Origin of the sequence: Flavobacterium sp. TMP13, from assembly GCF_050847115.1 — a bacterium.
Classification (GTDB): Bacteria; Bacteroidota; Bacteroidia; order Flavobacteriales; family Flavobacteriaceae; genus Flavobacterium.
This window is the reverse complement of sequence record NZ_CP193656.1, coordinates 3,190,001-3,210,684: the sequence shown is the minus strand read 5'-3', so window position 1 is coordinate 3,210,684 and position 20,684 is coordinate 3,190,001. Positions and strand designations below refer to the sequence as shown.

At 36.4% G+C, this 20,684-nt stretch carries 14 protein-coding genes, 3 tRNA genes and 2 rRNA genes (1 of these 19 cut by a window edge); 14 read left to right on the top strand and 5 right to left on the bottom strand.

Annotation, left to right across the window (positions count from 1 at the left end):
- Positions 1-209 precede the first annotated feature (209 nt).
- The 8 genes from hisG (at position 210) to hisIE (ending at position 7,745) form a co-directional block, all read left to right on the top strand.
- Positions 210-1,067 carry an ATP phosphoribosyltransferase gene (gene hisG / locus ACRASX_RS13885; protein WP_432221652.1) on the top strand — a complete coding sequence of 286 codons (858 nt, stop codon included), beginning with the start codon at positions 210-212 and terminating at the stop codon, positions 1,065-1,067.
- 45 nt (positions 1,068-1,112) lie between these two features.
- The gene (gene hisD, locus ACRASX_RS13880; RefSeq protein ID WP_432221651.1) at positions 1,113-2,399 is read left to right on the top strand and encodes a histidinol dehydrogenase; all 1,287 of its coding nucleotides are present in this window, start codon (positions 1,113-1,115) and stop codon (positions 2,397-2,399) included.
- 10 nt (positions 2,400-2,409) lie between these two features.
- The gene (gene hisC / locus ACRASX_RS13875) at positions 2,410-3,453 is read left to right on the top strand and encodes a histidinol-phosphate transaminase (protein WP_432221650.1); all 1,044 of its coding nucleotides are present in this window, start codon (positions 2,410-2,412) and stop codon (positions 3,451-3,453) included.
- A gap of 161 nt (positions 3,454-3,614) precedes the next feature.
- Complete coding sequence (gene hisB / locus ACRASX_RS13870) at positions 3,615-4,751, top strand: bifunctional histidinol-phosphatase/imidazoleglycerol-phosphate dehydratase HisB (protein ID WP_066306800.1); 1,137 nt, start codon at positions 3,615-3,617, stop codon at positions 4,749-4,751.
- 75 nt (positions 4,752-4,826) lie between these two features.
- Positions 4,827-5,408 carry an imidazole glycerol phosphate synthase subunit HisH gene (gene hisH, locus ACRASX_RS13865; protein ID WP_066306799.1) on the top strand — a complete coding sequence of 194 codons (582 nt, stop codon included), beginning with the start codon at positions 4,827-4,829 and terminating at the stop codon, positions 5,406-5,408.
- A gap of 55 nt (positions 5,409-5,463) precedes the next feature.
- A complete protein-coding gene (gene hisA / locus ACRASX_RS13860; protein WP_432221649.1) occupies positions 5,464-6,189 on the top strand; it encodes a 1-(5-phosphoribosyl)-5-[(5-phosphoribosylamino)methylideneamino]imidazole-4-carboxamide isomerase in 726 nt (241 codons plus the stop codon).
- A 101-nt stretch (positions 6,190-6,290) separates the two neighbouring features.
- On the top strand, positions 6,291-7,049 hold the full coding sequence (gene hisF, locus ACRASX_RS13855; protein ID WP_432221648.1) for an imidazole glycerol phosphate synthase subunit HisF: 759 nt from the start codon (positions 6,291-6,293) through the stop codon (positions 7,047-7,049).
- A 96-nt stretch (positions 7,050-7,145) separates the two neighbouring features.
- The gene (hisIE, locus tag ACRASX_RS13850) at positions 7,146-7,745 is read left to right on the top strand and encodes a bifunctional phosphoribosyl-AMP cyclohydrolase/phosphoribosyl-ATP diphosphatase HisIE (protein WP_066306795.1); all 600 of its coding nucleotides are present in this window, start codon (positions 7,146-7,148) and stop codon (positions 7,743-7,745) included.
- Positions 7,746-7,824: 79 nt separating this feature from the next.
- Here hisIE and ACRASX_RS13845 read toward each other — a convergent pair whose 3' ends face one another.
- The 4 genes from ACRASX_RS13845 to aroB form a co-directional block, all read right to left on the bottom strand.
- Positions 7,825-8,214 carry a DNA primase gene (locus tag ACRASX_RS13845; protein WP_066306793.1) on the bottom strand — a complete coding sequence of 130 codons (390 nt, stop codon included), beginning with the start codon at positions 8,212-8,214 and terminating at the stop codon, positions 7,825-7,827.
- Positions 8,215-8,223: 9 nt separating this feature from the next.
- Entirely contained in the window at positions 8,224-9,192 is a 969-nt protein-coding gene (locus tag ACRASX_RS13840) for a deoxyhypusine synthase family protein (protein ID WP_066306792.1), read from the bottom strand.
- 88 nt (positions 9,193-9,280) lie between these two features.
- Entirely contained in the window at positions 9,281-10,684 is a 1,404-nt protein-coding gene (locus ACRASX_RS13835) for an arginine decarboxylase (protein WP_066306791.1), read from the bottom strand.
- 293 nt (positions 10,685-10,977) lie between these two features.
- Positions 10,978-12,045, bottom strand: coding sequence for a 3-dehydroquinate synthase (gene aroB, locus ACRASX_RS13830; RefSeq protein ID WP_066306789.1), 1,068 nt, complete (start codon positions 12,043-12,045; stop codon positions 10,978-10,980).
- A gap of 93 nt (positions 12,046-12,138) precedes the next feature.
- On the opposite strand from aroB, the gene ACRASX_RS13825 reads away from it, so the two are divergent.
- The gene (locus tag ACRASX_RS13825) at positions 12,139-13,305 is read left to right on the top strand and encodes a proline dehydrogenase family protein (protein WP_066306788.1); all 1,167 of its coding nucleotides are present in this window, start codon (positions 12,139-12,141) and stop codon (positions 13,303-13,305) included.
- Positions 13,306-13,403: 98 nt separating this feature from the next.
- Here the strand turns inward: ACRASX_RS13825 and ACRASX_RS13820 are convergent, their stop codons facing one another.
- The gene (locus tag ACRASX_RS13820; RefSeq protein WP_432221647.1) at positions 13,404-15,191 is read right to left on the bottom strand and encodes an ABC transporter ATP-binding protein; all 1,788 of its coding nucleotides are present in this window, start codon (positions 15,189-15,191) and stop codon (positions 13,404-13,406) included.
- A gap of 190 nt (positions 15,192-15,381) precedes the next feature.
- On the opposite strand from ACRASX_RS13820, the gene ACRASX_RS13815 reads away from it, so the two are divergent.
- The 5 genes from ACRASX_RS13815 to ACRASX_RS13795 form a co-directional block, all read left to right on the top strand.
- Positions 15,382-15,456: transfer RNA gene (locus ACRASX_RS13815), tRNA-Val, on the top strand.
- 1,298 nt (positions 15,457-16,754) lie between these two features.
- A 16S ribosomal RNA gene (locus tag ACRASX_RS13810) occupies positions 16,755-18,270 on the top strand.
- Between the two features lie 216 nt (positions 18,271-18,486).
- Positions 18,487-18,560 (top strand) — tRNA-Ile (locus tag ACRASX_RS13805).
- A gap of 88 nt (positions 18,561-18,648) precedes the next feature.
- Positions 18,649-18,722: transfer RNA gene (locus tag ACRASX_RS13800), tRNA-Ala, on the top strand.
- A gap of 157 nt (positions 18,723-18,879) precedes the next feature.
- Positions 18,880-20,684: ribosomal RNA gene (locus tag ACRASX_RS13795) — 23S ribosomal RNA — on the top strand; it runs 1,081 nt beyond the window's last position.
- Together the 16S and 23S rRNA genes with 2 tRNA genes alongside form the textbook arrangement of a ribosomal RNA operon.

Genomic DNA, 20,684 nt, shown 5'->3' with positions numbered 1-20,684 from the left:
TATATTTGCAATCGAATCAAAGAATAAAAAATCAACCAACAATGTTTTCAAATCAAGTACATCATCATCATTTTCATAATTGCTCTCAAGCGATGTGTTAATGGTATGCATGTAAATCATCATATTTTAAAACCCGTTTGAGTACATCAAACGGGTTTTTTATTACCTATTCTTTGTACTCAAACTATTAATTATAAAAAAAAAGAAAAATGAGTACTTTAAAAATTGCAATTCAAAAATCAGGACGTTTAAACGAAGAAAGTATTCAGCTTTTAAAAGATGCGGGAATATCAATTGATAACGGGATCGATCAATTAAAAGCAGAAGCTTCAAACTTTCCTTTGGAAGTTTTGTATTTGCGAAATTCAGATATTCCTCAATATTTACTTGACGGAGTAGTTGATATTGCTATTGTTGGTGATAATTTATTAGTTGAAAAAGGAAAAGATATTGAAGTGATTCAGAAATTAGGTTTTTCAAAATGTAAAGTATCTATAGCGGTGCCAAAAACATTTGAATACAACTCTGTTAAAGATTTAGAAGGGTTGCGTATTGCGACTTCATACCCAAATACAGTACTTGATTTTTTAAACCCACAAGGCATAAATGTTGATATTCACCAAATATCAGGATCTGTTGAAATAGCTCCAAATATAGGGTTGGCGGATGCGATTGTAGATATCGTTTCTAGCGGAAGTACTTTATTCAAGAATAACTTAAAAGAGGTTGAGGTTATCTTTAAAAGTGAAGCAGTTTTGGCGGTTTCTCCAAAAATAAGTCCAGAATCTCAAAAAATAATAGACACTTTAAAATTCAGAATCGAATCTGTTTTAAGAGCGAGAAAATCAAAATATATTTTGATGAATGTGCCTAATGATAAAATCGATGAGGTTGCAAAAATTCTTCAAGTTTTAAGAAGTTTAACCGTATTGCCATTGGCGCAAGAAGGTTGGAGTAGTGTACACTCGGTTATTGAAAAAGACACTTTTTGGGAAGTAATAGACCAACTTAAAGAATTAGGAGCAGAAGGTATCTTAGTGTGTCCTATTGAAAAAATGGTTTTGTAAAAAACGTAGTGACGCAGCATCTTAGAAACTTAGCAACTGAAAAAAATGAATAAAATATACAATCCCAAACCCGAAACTTGGTCCACTATATTAGAAAGGCCAACTAAAACAGTAGATGATATTGAATCTACAGTAAAAGGAATTTTTAAGGAAGTACAATCAAAAGGAGACATTGCTGTTGCAAAATATACTTCGCTTTTTGATGGTGTTTCAGTTCCTGTTTTAGAAGTTTCGCAAGCAGAAATAGCTACTGCTATTGAAACGGTTTCAAAAGAACTAAAAGAAGCCATTCAATTAGCAAAATCGAATATAGAAAAATTTCACACTGCTCAAAAAACAGCTCCAATTAGTATAGAAACTACTGATGGAGTACAGTGCTGGCAAGAAAAAAGACCAATTCAAAAAATAGGTTTATACATTCCCGGCGGAACAGCACCTTTGTTTTCAACGGTATTAATGCTGGCTGTTCCAGCAAATATTGCTGGCTGTAAGGAAATTGTATTGTGTTCACCACCAGATAAAAAAGGAAATATTCATCCAGCAATTTTATATGCTGCGAATTTATGTGGCGTTACCAAAATTTTAAAAGTAGGAGGCATTCAAGCGATAGCAGGAATGACTTTTGGTACCGAATTAATTCCAAAAGTATACAAAATATTTGGACCAGGAAATCAGTTTGTAACAGTAGCCAAACAATTAGCAACGCAATTTGGAGTAGCCATTGATATGCCTGCTGGACCTTCAGAATTGCTAATAGTTGCTGATGATACTGCAGTTCCTGCTTTTATAGCTTCAGACTTACTGTCACAAGCGGAACACGGAACAGATAGTCAAGTAATTTTGGTATCTACATCAAAAGCGTTGATCGACGAAGTAGAAAATGAAATTCAGTCACAAATCGAACTCCTACCAAGAAAAGAAATTGCAGAAAAAGCAATTGCAAATTCTAAATTGATTTATGTAGAAAATGATACTGTTGCTTTAGAGTTAATTGATGAATACGGTCCTGAGCACTTTATTATTTGTACGAAAGACGAAGATTTTTATGTAAATAATATTGGAAACGCAGGTTCAGTTTTTATTGGAAATTATACACCAGAAAGTGCAGGAGATTATGCTTCGGGAACTAATCATACCTTGCCAACTAACGGATACGCGAAGAATTATAGCGGCGTAAATTTAGATAGTTTCTTGAAAGCAATGACTTTTCAGAAAATTTCAGAAAGTGGTATTCAAAATATTGGACCAGCTATTGAGTTAATGGCAGAAGCAGAAGGATTACAAGCGCACAAAAATGCAGTTACGTTGAGGTTGAAAGATTTAAAAATTTAAAGATTTAAAAATGAGTTTCGATATAAATAATCTAATACGTGAAAACGTAAAAAAATTAAAACCATATTCGTCTGCCCGTGATGAGTTTGAGGATTTTGATACTGCAGATATGATTTTTTTGGATGCTAATGAAAATCCATACCAAAACGGAGTAAATCGGTACCCAGATCCGCAACAAGCTTCTGTAAAAGTAGTTTTGGGACAAATGAAAAATATAAATCCAAAACAAATTCTATTAGGAAATGGAAGCGATGAGGTTTTAGATTTGCTCTTCAGAGCTTTTTGTGAACCTAAAGTAGACAACGTTATTTCATTGCCACCAACTTACGGAATGTATAGCGTTTTGGCAAATATCAATGCGGTTGAGAATAGAGAAGTATTACTTTCTACAGACTTTCAACCACAAGTAGCACAAATTTTAGAAAATGTTGATGCCAATACTAAAATTATCTTTTTGTGTTCACCAAATAACCCAACAGGAAACTCGTTTTCAGAAGCGAGTGTCTTGACTTTATTGAAGAAATTTAGTGGTCTAATTGTAATTGACGAAGCTTATATCGATTTTTCAGAAAAAGCAAGTTGGCTAGCTAAATTAGAGCACTATCCAAATTTAGCAATTACACAAACATTATCGAAAGCATATGGTTTAGCGGGAATTCGTTTGGGAATCTGCTATGGGTCGGAAGCTATTATAGCAGTTTTAAATAAAATTAAGCCGCCATACAATGTAAACGAACTAACGCAGCAAAGAGCCATAAAGCGATTGAACGACCAAGGAAAAATTGACGCTGAAATAGTTGCTATTATAAAGGAGCGCGCATCTTTGTTGAACGTTCTAAAAGACGTAAAATTTGTAGAGAAGATTTATCCAACGGAAGCGAATTTCATTTTGATAAAAGTGGACGATGCTAACAAACGTTATGCAGCATTAATTGAAAAGGGAATTGTGATCAGAAATAGAACAACACAACCGCTTTGCGAAAATACTTTGCGACTGACTATCGGAACAGCAGAAGAAAATAAAAAATTGATAGAAGCACTATTGGCTATTTAAACAGAGATTTGACAAATTAGCGCATGTTATTTTTGTGTATTAATTTGAGATCCTTACTTAAAAAAAGCAATAGCTTTGGAATAGAATATTAAAATAAGACTTAAAACAAATAGACTTTCAAAGATTAAAATTTGTGAAATTTGCGTTTAAAAAAATAAATAATGAAAAAAGTACTTTTTATAGATCGTGACGGAACGATTGTTTTGGAACCAGAAGGATACCAATTAGACAGTTTAGATAAATTAGAATTTTATCCCAAAGCTTTTCAATATTTGGCTAAAATCGCCAATGAGTTAGACTTTGAGTTGGTAATGGTAACCAATCAAGATGGTTTAGGAACAGCTAGTTTTCCTGAAGATACCTTTTGGCCTACTCAAAATTTCATTTTAAGAGCTTTTGAAAACGAAGGGGTACTTTTTGATGATATTTTTGTGGACCGTTCTTTTCCTGAAGACAATGCGCCAACACGCAAACCACGCACCGGAATGTTAACTAAGTATATTGATAATCCAAATTACGATTTGGCAAATTCATTTGTTCTTGGAGATCGATTGACTGATGTAGAATTAGCTAAAAACTTAGGTGCCAAAGCTATTTTTATGAATACTACTGATGGAGCTGGAAGCGAAGAAATCAGTGCTAAAAGAGAAGAGCTAAACGATACCATTGTTTTGCAATCTATGGATTGGAAAACAATATATGAATTTTTAAAACTCGAAGAACGTACGGCTTCTATAACTAGAAAAACACATGAAACCGATATTTACATTAATTTGAATCTGGACGGAACGGGACAAAGTAAAATTGATACCGGAATTGCCTTTTTTGACCACATGCTAGACCAAATTTCGCGTCACGGACAAATGGACTTAGAGATTAAAGTGGTTGGTGATTTACAAGTAGACGAGCATCATACTATTGAAGATACAGCTATTGCTCTTGGTGAAGTTTTCGCTAAAGCATTAGGAAATAAATTAGGAATCGAACGTTATGGTTTCTGTTTGCCTATGGACGATTGTTTAGCGCAAGTTGCTATCGATTTTGGTGGTAGAAATTGGTTGATTTGGGAAACCGAATTCAAACGCGAAATGGTGGGTAAGATGCCAACAGAAATGTTTTTTCACTTTTTTAAATCATTCTCTGATGGTGCAAAAGCCAACATCAATATCAAAGCGGAAGGCGATAATGAACATCACAAAATCGAAGCCATCTTTAAAGCTTTCGCAAAAGCGATAAAAGTCGCTGTAAAAAGAGATACAGAGAAAATGATTTTGCCTTCAACGAAGGGGATGCTTTAAATGTAAGAAGTAAGTTGTAAGTGTTAAGTATTTAAATAATTAATGCTTACGACTTAATAATTAATACTTATACAAGTGAATATAGTTATTATAAATTACGGTGCAGGAAATATTCAAAGTATTATGTTTGCTATCGAAAGATTGGGTTACAAAGCAGTTTTGAGTAACAATCCTGACGAAATAAAAAGCGCAGATAAAGTTATTTTCCCAGGAGTTGGTGAGGCGAGTTCAGCGATGCAAATGCTGCAAGAAAGTGGTTTGGATAAGCTGATTCAGACCTTAAAGCAACCCGTTTTAGGAATATGTTTGGGCATGCAATTGATGTGTAAATCATCCGAAGAAGGAAATACAAAGGGACTTGGGATTTTTGATGTGAATGTAATTAAATTTACGTCTCAAGTAAAGGTGCCTCAAATGGGTTGGAACACTATTTACAATTTGAAATCAGATCTTTTCAAAGGAATTGCCGACAAAGAATACATGTATTTGGTACATAGTTTTTATGCGCCAATTTGCGATGAAACCATTGCAACTACAGATTACGAGTTAGAATATTCTTCGGCTTTAGAAAATAATAATTTCTACGGAACCCAATTTCATCCAGAAAAAAGTGGTGATGTGGGAGAGAAAATTTTAGGCAATTTTTTAAAAATATAATTTGAATTTTAGAGACTTTACAACTTTAGACTATGAAACTTTAAGACTTAAATAAATGAGAATAATACCAGCTATAGACATCATCGACGGAAAATGCGTTCGTTTGTCCAAAGGAGATTACAGTACCAAAATAATTTACAACGAAAATCCGCTAGAAGTAGCGAAATCATTCGAAGCGCACGGAATCGAATATTTACATTTAGTAGATTTGGATGGTGCAAAATCGAGCAAAATTGTCAATTACAAAATATTGGAGCAAATCGCTTCTCAAACCAAATTAAAAATTGATTTTGGTGGCGGTTTAAAGTCGGATGCTGATTTGAAAATTGCTTTTGAAAGTGGTGCCAACCAAATTACAGGTGGAAGTATTGCTGTAAAAAATAGAGCAATTTTTGAGAAATGGATTGCAGAATACGGTTCGGATAAAATCATTTTAGGCGCTGACGCAAAAGATGAAAAAGTAGCTATTTCAGGTTGGTTAGAAGATTCTGATCAAGAATTAGTTCCTTTTATTCAAGAATACCAATCTAAGGGAATTCAGTATGTAATTTGCACTGATATTGCCAAAGATGGGATGTTAGAAGGTCCAAGTTTTGATTTGTACGAAAAGATTTTAGCAGAAGCAAAAGGTATAAAACTAATCGCCTCGGGTGGAATTTCAACCTTTGACGAATTACCTAAATTAGGCGAATTAGGTTGCGAAGGAACAATCATTGGAAAAGCAATTTACGAAGGAAGAATCACGTTGAAACAATTGGAAAACTATATTTTAAATAAATAGATAATTTCGCAAAGCAGCACAAAGAAATCGCAAAGATCCACAAAATTTTTGGGCAACTCTGTGACTCTTTTGCGAATCTCTGCGTAACAATAACAAAAATCATGCTTGCAAAAAGAATAATCCCCTGTCTAGATATCAAAAACGGAAGAACCGTAAAAGGCGTAAATTTTGTTGATTTGCGTGATGCCGGAGATCCTGTAGAATTGGCAAAGCTGTATTCAGATGAAGGAGCAGATGAGTTGGTTTTTTTAGACATTTCGGCCACTGAGGAAGGCAGAAAAACGTTAATCGATATGGTTCGTTCTGTGGCTTCACAAGTCAATATTCCCTTTACCGTTGGTGGCGGAATCTCGTCTGTCGAAGATGTTGCCGTTTTGCTAAACAACGGTGCAGATAAAGTGTCAATTAATTCATCGGCTGTCAAAAATCCGCAATTAATCAACGACTTGGCACAAAAATTCGGATCACAATGTGTCGTGGTTGCTATCGATGCCAAGCAAATTGACGGACAATGGATCGTGCATTTGGTCGGTGGAAAAGTACCAACAGAACTGAATTTATTTGATTGGGCAGTAGAAGTTGCGACGCGTGGTGCTGGAGAGATCTTATTTACATCAATGGATCACGACGGCACCAAAAATGGCTTTGCAAACGAAGCGTTAGCTAAATTATCGACTTTAATTAACATTCCCATCATCGCTTCTGGTGGCGCGGGAAATATCCAACATTTTGTAGATACTTTTATAGAAGGAAATTCAGATGCCGCTTTAGCCGCCAGTGTTTTTCACTTTAAAGAAATTGAAATTAAAGCGTTAAAAGAAGAATTGAAGAATAATAATATCGTCGTAAGGATGAAATAGTAAGTAGTACGGATTAAGTGCAAAATCGTATCAATAAATAAAACTTTTTAGATAGACTTACTTAATACTTACAGCTTAAAACTTAATACTTAAAATATGAACGTAGATTTCACAAAAAGCGCACACGGTTTAATTCCGGCTATAATTCAGGATTCAGTAACTAAAAATGTGTTGATGTTGGGTTACATGAACGAAGAATCGCTGCAGCAAACCATAGATACTCAAAAAGTAACATTTTACAGCCGCTCTAAACAAAGACTTTGGACGAAAGGCGAGGAGAGTGGTAACTTTTTAAGCCTTGTCGACATCAAGAACGATTGCGACGGTGACACGCTGTTAATTCAGGCAAAACCTGCTGGACCAACATGTCACACAGGAGCAGATACTTGTTGGCAAGAGCCGAACAACGAGAATTTCGGATTTCTTTCGCAGTTAGAAAATACCATTAAGGTACGAAGAGGAAATGCTGATTCGGAGAAAAGTTATGTGGCTTCTTTGTTTGAGAAAGGCATCAATAAGATCGCGCAAAAAGTTGGAGAAGAGGCCGTTGAAGTGGTTATTGAAGCTAAAGATGACAATGCCGACTTGTTTTTAAGCGAAAGCGCCGACCTACTTTTTCATTACCTTATTCTGTTGCAAGCTAAAGGTTTTCAATTGAATGATGTGGTTGCAGTATTAAAAGAACGCCAGAAATAGATTGATTTTCAGCAAATAGAAAAAGGGCTATAATTATAAAATTTATAGCCCTTTTTTTTATCTGTAATAGAATGAGTGATTAGTCTTCGTCCTCTTCATCGTCTTCTGCAACATCTTTGTCTTCATCATCATCGTCTTCGCCATCTTTGTCTGGTTTATCTGAATCGTCTTCATCTTCGTCATCGATATCCTCGTCGATATCTAGGCCTTTGATTGGCTCGATAATATCAACTTCTACATCAATTTCGTCGTCTTCGTCATAATTTTCGATTCTATCGGCTAATTTAGTACTAATTTTTACTAAATAAATAGTGTCCTCGGTACGAACTTCAACGGCTTCAATCAGCTCGTTTTTCGCATTTCGAAAACGGATTACATCCGAATCATCGTAACCATCAGGAAATTTTTCAACTAATAAGTTTAAAATTTCGTTCGTAAGTTTAGCGTAATCAACTATTACTCTTTTCATAAAGTTCTACTATAAATCTAATAAATATGCGAAAATCAAAGGAGCAACAATGGTTGCATCCGACTCAATAATGAATTTTGGAGTTTTAATATCCAGTTTACCCCAAGTAATTTTTTCGTTTGGTACTGCTCCAGAATACGATCCATAGCTTGTTGTAGAATCTGAAATCTGACAGAAATAGCTCCAAAAAGGAGTTTCTGGCATTTCCATATCTTGGTACAACATCGGAACCACGCAAATTGGAAAATCTCCTGCAATTCCACCACCGATTTGGAAAAATCCAATTCCGTTAGCTGAATTTTTTGGATACCAATCAGCCAAAAAAGTCATGTATTCAATTCCAGATTTCATCGTAGAAGCTTTCAATTCTCCTTTGATTACGTAGGATGCGAAAATATTTCCCATTGTGCTATCTTCCCAACCTGGACAAATAATAGGCAAGTTTTTTTCTGCCGCAGCATACATCCAACTGTCTTTTAAATCAATTTCGTAATATTCTTCTAAAACGCCTGACAAAAGCATTTTGTACATATATTCATGCGGTAAATAACGTTCTCCTTTGTCATCAGCATCTTTCCAAATTTTAAAAATATGCTTTTGCAAACGACGGAATGCTTCATGTTCTGGAATACAAGTATCCGTTACACGATTTAGACCTCTTTCCATTAAATCCCACTCTTGCTCTGGAGTTAAATCACGATAGTTTGGCACTCTTTCATAATGAGAATGCGCTACTAGGTTCATGATGTCTTCTTCCAGATTTGCACCAGTTGTAGAGATAATTTGTACTTTATCTTGACGAATCATTTCTGCAAAAATCTTTCCGATTTCGGCAGTACTCATAGCTCCTGCAAGAGTTACCATCATTTTAGCACCATTAGCTAGTTGTTGTTCATAGCCTTTGGCCGCATCTACTAAAGCAGCAGAGTTAAAATGCAAATAATGCTTCTCTAGAAATTGACTTATTGGTCCTTTCATTATCCTTTTTATTTAAAGTTTTTTTACACAAAATTACTTCTGCAAAATACTAAATTTTATATACAGAAGTTTTTTAAAGTGTTAATTTTTATTGTTTCTTTTGGTAACCTAAGATTTTTAAAACTTCATCAGATGTTTGCTGTTCCGAAAATACTTCGGTCGCTAAGATTCCGTTTTCATCACGGTCTATTAAAATGTGTTTCGGCTGAGGAATCAAACAGTGATGCAATCCGCCAAAACCACCAATTGTTTCCTGGTACGCTCCAGTGTTAAAGAAGCCAATATACAGCGGTTTTTCTTTATTGTACTTTGGTAAATAAATAGCATTCATGTTCTGCTCAGAATTGTAGTAATCATCGCTATCACAAGTTAATCCACCCAATAGAACTCGTTCATACGTATCATTCCAACGGTTTACAGCCAACATGATAAAACGTTTGTTTATCGCCCAGGTATCCGGCAAAGTAGTAATAAATGAAGAGTCGATCATGTTCCATTTTTCTCTGTCATTTTGTTGCTTTTGATACAATATCTGATAAATAGCACCGCCACTTTCACCTACGGTAAAAGATCCAAATTCTGTAAAAATGTCTGGAACAGCCACTTCAGCTTCGTCACAAGCAATTTTTATCTGATTAATAATTTCATTAATCATGTACTGATAATCGTATTCGAAAGCCAACGAGTTTTTGATAGGGAAACCACCACCAATATTCAAGCTGTCTAAAGTTGGACATTCTTTTTTAAGCGAAACATATACCTTGATACATTTAACCAGCTCATTCCAATAGTAGGCATTGTCGTTGATACCAGTATTAATAAAAAAGTGCAACATTTTCAGTTCCAAATTTTTATTTTCTTTAATTTCTCTTTTATAGAAAGGAACAATGTTTTTGTAACCAATACCTAAACGTGAAGTATAAAATTCAAATTTAGGCTCTTCTTCAGCTGCTATTCGAACACCAATTTTAAATTTCCCTTTAATTTGAGCTTGCAACAACTCTAATTCTTCAAAATTATCAATAATCGGAATCGCATTTTTATGGCCGTTGTTGATTAATCGTGCAATATTTGTAACGTATTCGTCTCTTTTAAATCCGTTGCAAAGTACGTAAGTGCTCTTATTTATCTTACCATTTTCTAGTAAGTTCTCAACGATGTTAACATCAAACGCAGATGAAGTTTCGATGTGAATTTTATTTTTAAAAGCTTCATTCATAATGTATTCAAAATGAGAGCTTTTAGTACAATAACAATAGTAATATTTACCATCATAATTGTTTTTTTCCATCGCACTTCTAAACCAAGCTTTAGCTTTTTTTATATTGTTTGTAATTTGAGGCAAATACGTAAACTTTAAGGGCGTACCATATTGCTCTACCAATTTCATCAAGTCAATGTTATGAAACTGAAGATTATCTTTATTTAGTTTGAATTCTTCTTGAGGAAAATAATAGGTTTGATTGATTAGATCTGAATATTTTGTGTTCATTTATTTTTAAATATTTGAGATTTTTAAATTTTAGATTATTAATGCGGTCTAAAAATCAAACCCTAATATTTGCATACACAATTTCTAAATTTCCATGCTCTGCTTTAGAGAGTTGAAATACATCGAAACAAAAATTTCGTATTACGCCATAAAAACGGTTCAATATTCTTATCAAAGAACTATTGCTTTTGTTTCTATGCGAACTAAACTGCTTGGTATTTTGATTCCGTTTCATTGGCGCAAATGTAAAAAATAATATAAACGCAAACCAAAGCTTTTGTACTAAAAAAAGACTAAGATTTATAATCTTTAAAAGCTTCGAGTATTAAAGCATTTTCAACTGATTGATTAATAATTATTTTACCGATTCCATCTATAAGCGCAAACTGAATTAATCCGTACTCATTTTTTTTGTCATGTATCAATAAATCAAGAATTGGGTCAATATCGGCTTCTTCAAAATCAACATCCGTGTATATATTCTGAATAGTTTGTTTTATTTGTTGGTATTCTTGTTCAGTAATTAACTTTTTATCTAAGCAAATATAGCTTTCTAAAATCATTCCAATGGCAATTGCCTCTCCATGTAACAAAGTTGTCTTATTTTCATTTTCCAGAAAATATCCTTCGATCGCGTGACCTAAGGTATGACCAAAATTTAAAGCTTTGCGAATGTTTTTCTCAGTAGGATCTTGTTTTACAATTTCATTTTTAATTTCAACAGATCGGTAAATTAGCGCATCAAAATCGGCAAAATCAATTGCATTTAAATCCAAAAATTGCTCCCAATATTTTTTATCGTAAATCAAACCATGTTTTAGCATTTCGGCAAGGCCTGAACGCATTTCATTTTGTGGAAGTGTTTGTAAATAATTGGTATCAATTAAGACCATTGTAGGAACATTAATAACACCAATTTGGTTTTTTAAATTCCCTAAATCAACTCCAGTTTTCCCTCCAACAGAAGCATCAACCATGGATAGCAATGTTGTTGGAACATGTATGAAATTAAGGCCTCGTTTAAAAGTTGATGCCACAAAACCTCCCAAATCAGTAACAACGCCTCCTCCCAAATTAATAATCAACGATTTTCTATCGGCACCTAATTCGGTTAATACTTTCCAAATCTCGATGCATGTATCAATATTTTTATTGATTTCTCCCGAGTCAAATTCAATAATTTCTAAACTAATTTCGGTTGCTAGTAACGGTAAAAACTCAGGCAAACAAAATTCATTAGTTTGAGTATCAACAATGATAAAAATCTTAGAATATTTGTGCTCTTGCAAGTGGTTGTTTAACGCTTCATAAGCCTTCTCGTTAAAATGAATAGGGTAATTATTGGCTTGTATTGATTCCATGTTTTTATAGGTTTATTGAAAGTACAAAATAAGTCATTTTTAACTAAATTCTATTTAAACTCTCTCTATATTTGCATAAAAATATAACAAATAATGGAAAATATTTTCAATAACACACAAGTTGCGTTTTCATTAAAAAGCGATACAGAGTTAGAGCGCGCTTACTTTCTTTTTAAGATGATTGCCAATCAACCTTTGGTTCGAATAGGAACTGCCGTTACTAATTTTGCTTTGAAAGCGAATTTGCCAGTCGAAAAATTAATTCGTGCTACTGTGTTTGATCATTTTTGTGGAGGAGTAAATGAAGACGACTGTTTGTCGGTTGTTGATAAAATGTATACTAAAGGAGTTTCTTCAGTTTTAGATTATTCTGTAGAGGGAAAAGAAGAAGAGGCGCAATTTGAGGCCGCACTAATGATGACGCTCAAAACAATTGAGTTTGCAAAAGAACGTATGGCAATTCCATTTGCAGTTTTTAAACCAACTGGTTTAGGTCGGTTTGAATTGTTTGAAAGAGTAGGTGCAGAAAAGCAATTGAATGATAGAGAACAAGCAGAGTGGGAAAAAGTTGTGGCTCGTTTTGATACTGTTTGTAGTGCCGCACATAGCAAAGACGTTGCTTTATTAATTGATGCCGAAGAAAGCTGGATGCAAGATGCTGCGGACGAGTTGGTCTTTAATATGATGCAAAAATACAATACCCAAAAAACGATTATTTTTAATACGTTGCAAATGTATCGTTGGGATCGTTTGGATTATTTAAAAAAATTGCATGAAATTGCAAAAAAGGAAGGCTTTTTTATTGGTATGAAATTAGTTCGTGGTGCCTACATGGAAAAAGAAAATGCGAGAGCGGTAGAAAAAAATTATGTGTCGCCCATTTGTGTATCAAAAGAAGCAACCGATATAAATTATGATGCAGCAGTTATGTATATGTTAGATCATATTGATAAAATGTCCATTTTTGCAGGTACTCATAACGAAATTAGTTCTTATAAATTAATGAGAATGATGCAAGAGCGAGGCATTAAAAATGATGATGAACGCATTTGGTTTGGGCAGCTATACGGCATGAGCGATAATATTAGCTACAACCTCGCCGAAAACGCATATAATGTAGCGAAGTATTTACCGTTTGGACCTGTGAAAGATGTTATGCCGTACTTGATTCGCCGTGCCGAAGAAAATACTTCTGTGGCCGGTCAAACCAATCGCGAGTTGACTCTGATTAAGACAGAACGAAAAAGAAGAAAAGAATAATACTTACAAAAAATATTTAAGTAATAACAAAAAAGATTTCACGTATTGTGAAATCTTTTTTATTTTATAATGAACTGTAATCTTGTGTGCCTATATCATTAGTTGTTGGTAAACTGCAAATTACTTAAATTTTTGTATGTCCCATTTTCTAAGTTGATAAGTTCTTGGTGTGTTCCTTTTTCGGTAATTTTCCCACCATCTAAAACTAAAATCTGATCTGCTCTACGTATAGTTGATAAACGGTGAGCAATTATAAAACTAGTTCTTCCTTCCATCAAAATTTCAAGTGCTTCTTGAACTAGTTTTTCACTTTCGCTATCTAGTGACGAGGTAGCTTCATCTAAAATTAAAATACTAGGGTTTTTCAGCAAAGCTCTAGCAATTGCAATTCGTTGGCGTTGCCCTCCCGAAAGTTTGATTCCTCTTTCTCCCACCAATGTTTCCATTTTTTCTGGAAATCCTTCGATAAAGTTCAATGCATTGGCTTGTCTGGCTGCTTCCATAATTTCTGCATCAGATGCATCTGGCTTACCATAAGCAATATTTTCTTTAATTGTACCTCCAAATAAAATAACGTCTTGAGGAACGATACTCATATTGCCTCTCAAATTTTCTAATTCAAAGTCATAGATACTTTTTCCATCAATTAGTATTTCGCCATTATCGATATCATAAAATCGAAGCAGGAGTGAAGCAATTGTAGATTTTCCTGCACCACTTGGTCCAACGATAGCAATTTTTTGACCAAAATTAGCTTCAAAACTAACATCTTTTAAAACGGCAATTTCGCTACGTGAAGGATAGCTAAAAGAAACAGTATTGAAGGAAACATTACCTTTGATTTTTTCGACAATCGGATTTGGACTAGAATTTATCTTTTCTGGTACTTCGTCTAAAAGTTCAAAAACACGCTCCGTTGCTCCAACTGCTTTTTGAATTTGAGCATACATTTCGGCAATTCCTCCAAAAGAAGCACCTATAAAAGTAGTGTACAAAATGAAAGAGATAAGATCTCCAACACCTTCAACTTCACCTTTTATAGTCAACGTAATACCATACCAAACCACAGCAACTACACAACCAAACAGACATAAAATAATAAATGAAGCAAAGTAGCCGCGATATTGTCCACCTTTAATTGCAATTTTTACAATCTCTGTGATCTTATTTTTATAACGTTGCAGTTCGTACCACTCATTTGCAAATGCTTTTACATTGGTAATTCCCTGCAAAGTTTCTTCGACAATGACTTGACTTTCTGCCACTTTATCTTGTGTTTTTTTACCGTATTTACGAATAAAACGACCAAAAATTACGGCAGCAACAGCAACCAAAGGCACAATTGCAAGCATCATAAAAGTTAACTTAGGACTAATGTTTCCTAAAATTATAAAACCACCTATAATCAAAATTAACTGACGCAAAAATTCGGCGATTGTTGTAGTAAAGGTATCTTGCAATTGCGAAATATCAGCACTAATTCGGCTGTTTAGTTCACCAACACGCTTTTGTGAGAAAAACGACATGGGTAATTTAATCAGATTTTCGTACAGTGCAAAACGAATATTAGAGAGTGAGTTTTCGGTAAAATTCACAAAAAGATAAATTCTGAAGAAAGAGAAAATGGCTTGTAGAACTAAGATTACCATTAGTCCTAGTGCGACTTGGTTTGCTTTTCCCAAATCTTTATTGGTTACGCAGTCTACCAGCATTCCCATTAATTTCGGAAAAGCGAGTGCTGTAGCGCTGGTTAGCAATAAGAAGAATAAACCGAGGAAAAATTTCCATTTATGATTTTTAGCATATTTGAAAATTCGTAGTGCTTTTTGAAGGGAATTAGAGTCTAATTTAGCTTTCGGTAAATCGTTTTCTTTAAATCTTGCCATTTATTTTTAATTTATTGCTACAAATGTATAACTATACCACTTGAATACAAAAAAAATTACATTTTTACTAAGTGGGCTAAATTGCTGGTTTCTAAACCTAAAATAGGGATACACAAAAAATATTCAAAATTTTTTTAAAATAGGCTTGCAATTACCGATTCTAGCTGTATATTTGCACACCTTTAAGAAAGGGCGATTAGCTCAGCTGGTTCAGAGCACCTCGTTTACACCGAGGGGGTCGGGGGTTCGAACCCCTCATCGCCCACAGAATATAAACCTTCAAGATCTTTTGATTTTGGAGGTTTTTTTATTTTTAACTATTCAATAAATCATTGAGTTTGTTAAACGTGTTTTGTTGTTCATGATAGCTTTAGTAAAGGATCAATGGTATTGTTAAGCGCATGGATAAATTTGAATTTCTTGCTTGCTCTGAGTTGAATTTCAAAAATCTCATATTCTGGCTTTATAAATTAACATTTACATTTCCAATTCGTCTTTGAGATTAATTTACGATCTAAGTAAAAATTATTTCCATGGTAATCATCTTTTCATAAATCTTTCAACATCTATCGTAATATATAGGTATACGAAGGTTTTTTATATTTAGGAGCTATTTCCTGTCATTCGCTGTATCTTCTATTGCTTAAAGAAAGCAATAGAAGGATGCCGCTGCTACCAGGGCTAGGATTTAGCTATTCTGTTTAAATTTTGCGTTTCAGATCAAGCAAGTTTCTGTTACCTATATATAAGGAGTAAATACAGCAGTAAGATTAACTGAATCGAGTTCGAAGTCCTAGTATTATTGGAAAGCGATATCTAAACCTCTCAAAACCCAATAAAAACAGGGAAGTTTTGATAGAGTTAAAAGTTAATACCCAACTTATTCTCTTAAAACCCCACCAGAAGCAAGAAAGAGGAGTAGAGTAAAAGCAAATAAGCCACGTTAATCCTAAGAAACCGATCGAAAGCGATGTAAAATGCTAAAAAGAGAATAGTATAAAGTATTCACAAGATTAAGGTTTCCAAATAGTTAAGAATTTATTAAAAAAAAGATTGAAATAATGCAATAAAAAGGGTTGTTTATGTAAATAAAGTGACTATTTTTGCACCCGCAACAGCGACACGTTCTACTTTTTACTGACTACGAATTGAGATATTACAGCGGAGATTTTCTTCAAAAATAATATCAAAATAAAGTTTGTGTACTAAGAAAAAACGTTTTACATTTGCACCCCGCTAAAGGCGCAAGTCATTTGAGATACTGACAAGGAAGAATGGTTTTAGAGTTTGTAAAAAGGCTCAAAATAAATTTCATTTTTTTCTTGTGAGATTAGAAAAGAGTTTGTACTTTTGCAGCCGCCTTGAGAGACACTTAAACAAGTGAGAATTGAGGTTTTAAAATACAGAAGAATACGTTCCTAGACATATTGAATTGACAGCCGTTTTGAGAGAGATTTCAAAACAAAGAATAAGAGTAATAGAATCGAGAGATTTTGAGAATAACCACTAGATAATTCGGAGTCAAAAATAAATAGAGATAGATTTATCTGTCTCGCACAATATACGATGAAGAGTTTGATCCTGGCTCAGGATGAACGCTAGCGGCAGGCTTAACACATGCAAGTCGAGGGGTATAGGTAGCTTGCTACTTAGAGACCGGCGCACGGGTGCGTAACGCGTATGCAATCTACCTTTTACAAAGGGATAGCCCAGAGAAATTTGGATTAATACCTTATAGTATTACGACTTGGCATCAAGATGTAATTAAAGATTTATCGGTAAAAGATGAGCATGCGTCCCATTAGCTAGTTGGTATGGTAACGGCATACCAAGGCTACGATGGGTAGGGGTCCTGAGAGGGAGATCCCCCACACTGGTACTGAGACACGGACCAGACTCCTACGGGAGGCAGCAGTGAGGAATATTGGACAATGGGCGCAAGCCTGATCCAGCCATGCCGCGTGCAGGATGACGGTCCTATGGATTGTAAACTGCTTTTATACAGGAAGAAACAACTCTACGTGTAGAGTCTTGACGGTACTGTAAGAATAAGGATCGGCTAACTCCGTGCCAGCAGCCGCGGTAATACGGAGGATCCAAGCGTTATCCGGAATCATTGGGTTTAAAGGGTCCGTAGGCGGTTTAGTAAGTCAGTGGTGAAAGCCCATCGCTCAACGGTGGAACGGCCATTGATACTGCTAGACTTGAATTATTAGGAAGTAACTAGAATATGTAGTGTAGCGGTGAAATGCTTAGAGATTACATGGAATACCAATTGCGAAGGCAGGTTACTACTAATATATTGACGCTGATGGACGAAAGCGTGGGTAGCGAACAGGATTAGATACCCTGGTAGTCCACGCCGTAAACGATGGATACTAGCTGTTGGGAGCAATCTCAGTGGCTAAGCGAAAGTGATAAGTATCCCACCTGGGGAGTACGAACGCAAGTTTGAAACTCAAAGGAATTGACGGGGGCCCGCACAAGCGGTGGAGCATGTGGTTTAATTCGATGATACGCGAGGAACCTTACCAAGGCTTAAATGTAGATTGACCGGTTTGGAAACAGATCTTTCGCAAGACAATTTACAAGGTGCTGCATGGTTGTCGTCAGCTCGTGCCGTGAGGTGTCAGGTTAAGTCCTATAACGAGCGCAACCCCTGTTGTTAGTTGCCAGCGAGTCATGTCGGGAACTCTAACAAGACTGCCAGTGCAAACTGTGAGGAAGGTGGGGATGACGTCAAATCATCACGGCCCTTACGCCTTGGGCTACACACGTGCTACAATGGCCGGTACAGAGAGCAGCCACTGGGTGACCAGGAGCGAATCTATAAAACCGGTCACAGTTCGGATCGGAGTCTGCAACTCGACTCCGTGAAGCTGGAATCGCTAGTAATCGGATATCAGCCATGATCCGGTGAATACGTTCCCGGGCCTTGTACACACCGCCCGTCAAGCCATGGAAGCTGGGGGTGCCTGAAGTCGGTGACCGCAAGGAGCTGCCTAGGGTAAAACTGGTAACTAGGGCTAAGTCGTAACAAGGTAGCCGTACCGGAAGGTGCGGCTGGAACACCTCCTTTCTAGAGCCTAAGTGTTAGCAATTTATTGCACTCTTGGGAAAAAGACGAAGATTTTTATTGGTTTCAAGAAGGATTTATTTTATTACTCTGCTGTTAGTTCAAATAATACAATTAAGTAAAAGGTACAGATTTATGATTGTTTAATGCTGATTTTCAGCCCTGGATTTTAGGATCTAGAGCAAAGGGAATCAAATCACTTAAATCAAAAGATCATATTGTCTCGTAGCTCAGCTGGTTAGAGTACTACACTGATAATGTAGGGGTCGACAGTTCGAGTCTGTCCGAGACAACTAATTACTTAAAAAGAAGAAGAAATTCTAGAGTTGAGGAGTTATGAATGGTATTCATAATTCATAATTCACAATTCATAATTAAATTGGGGGATTAGCTCAGCTGGCTAGAGCGCCTGCCTTGCACGCAGGAGGTCAACGGTTCGACTCCGTTATTCTCCACAGTTCCGAAAGGAAAAAAGTTCATTGACATATTGAGATAAGAAAATAGTAAAAAAATAAGTAGAAAGAACACTTTTTAGTTATGAATGAGTAAGTTTTGTGTATTTGGTGTAAACTTAATACGTAGTACTTATTTTTTTAGACTTAAAGAGTAGTACAATAAGCAAAATAAGGGCGTATGGGGGATGCCTTGGCTCTCAGAGGCGATGAAAGGCGTGATAAGCTGCGAAAAGCTACGGGGATTGGCACACACGAATTGATCCGTAGATACCTGAATGGGGCAACCCACTATGTTGAAGACATAGTACACCGATAGGTGGGCAAACCCGCTGAACTGAAACATCTAAGTAGGCGGAGGAGAAGAAAACAAAAGTGATTCCGTAAGTAGTGGCGAGCGAACGCGGATTAGCCCAAACCAATGTTGTTACGGCAATATTGGGGTTGTAGGACCACGATATTTCTTGCATGAAGAATTAGAATCTACTGGAAAGTAGAACCATAGAGGGTGATAGTCCCGTATAGGTAATGAATGTAAAGGATAGTGGTATCCTGAGTAGGGCGGGACACGAGAAATCCTGTCTGAATTTGGCGGGACCATCCGCTAAGGCTAAATACTCCTGAGAGACCGATAGTGAACCAGTACCGTGAGGGAAAGGTGAAAAGAACCGTGAATAACGGAGTGAAATAGATCCTGAAACCATACGCTTACAAGCGGTCGGAGCCCTTTCGTGGGGTGACGGCGTGCCTTTTGCATAATGAGCCTACGAGTTAACGTTGCTGGCAAGGTTAAGTGGTTAAGCCACGGATCCGTAGCGAAAGCGAGTCTGAATAGGGCGCTTTAGTCAGTAGTGTTAGACGCGAAACCGTGTGATCTACCCATGGACAGGTTGAAGCTGTGGTAACACACAGTGGAGGACCGAACCCGTTGACGTTGAAAAGTCTTGGGATGATCTGTGGGTAGGGGTGAAAGGCCAATCAAACTCGGAAATAGCTCGTACTCCCCGAAATGCATTTAGGTGCAGCGTTATGCGTAAAGTTATATAGAGGTAGAGCTACTGATTGGATGCGGGGGCTTCACCGCCTACCAATTCCTGACAAACTCCGAATGCTATATAATGTTTCATAACAGTGAGGGCTTGGGTGCTAAGGTCCAAGTCCGAGAGGGAAAGAACCCAGACCATCAGCTAAGGTCCCCAAATATATACTAAGTTGAAAGAACGAGGTTCGTCTGCCCAGACAGCTAGGATGTTGGCTTGGAAGCAGCCATTCATTTAAAGAGTGCGTAACAGCTCACTAGTCGAGCGGACGAGCATGGATAATAATCGGGCATAAGTATATTACCGAAGCTATGGATTTACAATTTATTGTAAGTGGTAGGGGAGCATTCTAACAGGGTTGAAGGTGTGTCGTTAGGCATGCTGGACTGGTTAGAAAAGAAAATGTAGGCATAAGTAACGATAATGCGGGCGAGAAACCCGCACACCGAAAGACTAAGGTTTCCACAGCTATGCTAATCAGCTGTGGGTTAGTCGGGACCTAAGGCGAACCCGAAAGGGACAGTCGATGGCCAACGGGTTAATATTCCCGTACTACTGATTACTGTGATGGGGTGACGGAGTGATGAAAGCGCCGCGAACTGACGGAATAGTTCGTTGAAGTACCTACCTATAAGCTGCGCAGGCAAATCCACGCGGCTTGGGGAAATACGATAGTACTAGGAGTCTTCGGACAAATAGATAGTGCGCCTAAGGGCTTCCAAGAAAAACCTCTAAACTTCAGGTAATTAGTACCCGTACCGCAAACCGACACAGGTAGTCGAGGAGAGAATCCTAAGGTGCTCGAGAGATTCATGGCTAAGGAATTAGGCAAAATAGACCTGTAACTTCGGGAGAAAGGTCGCCAGCAGCAATGCTGGCCGCAGTGAAGAGGTCCAGGCGACTGTTTATCAAAAACACAGGGCTC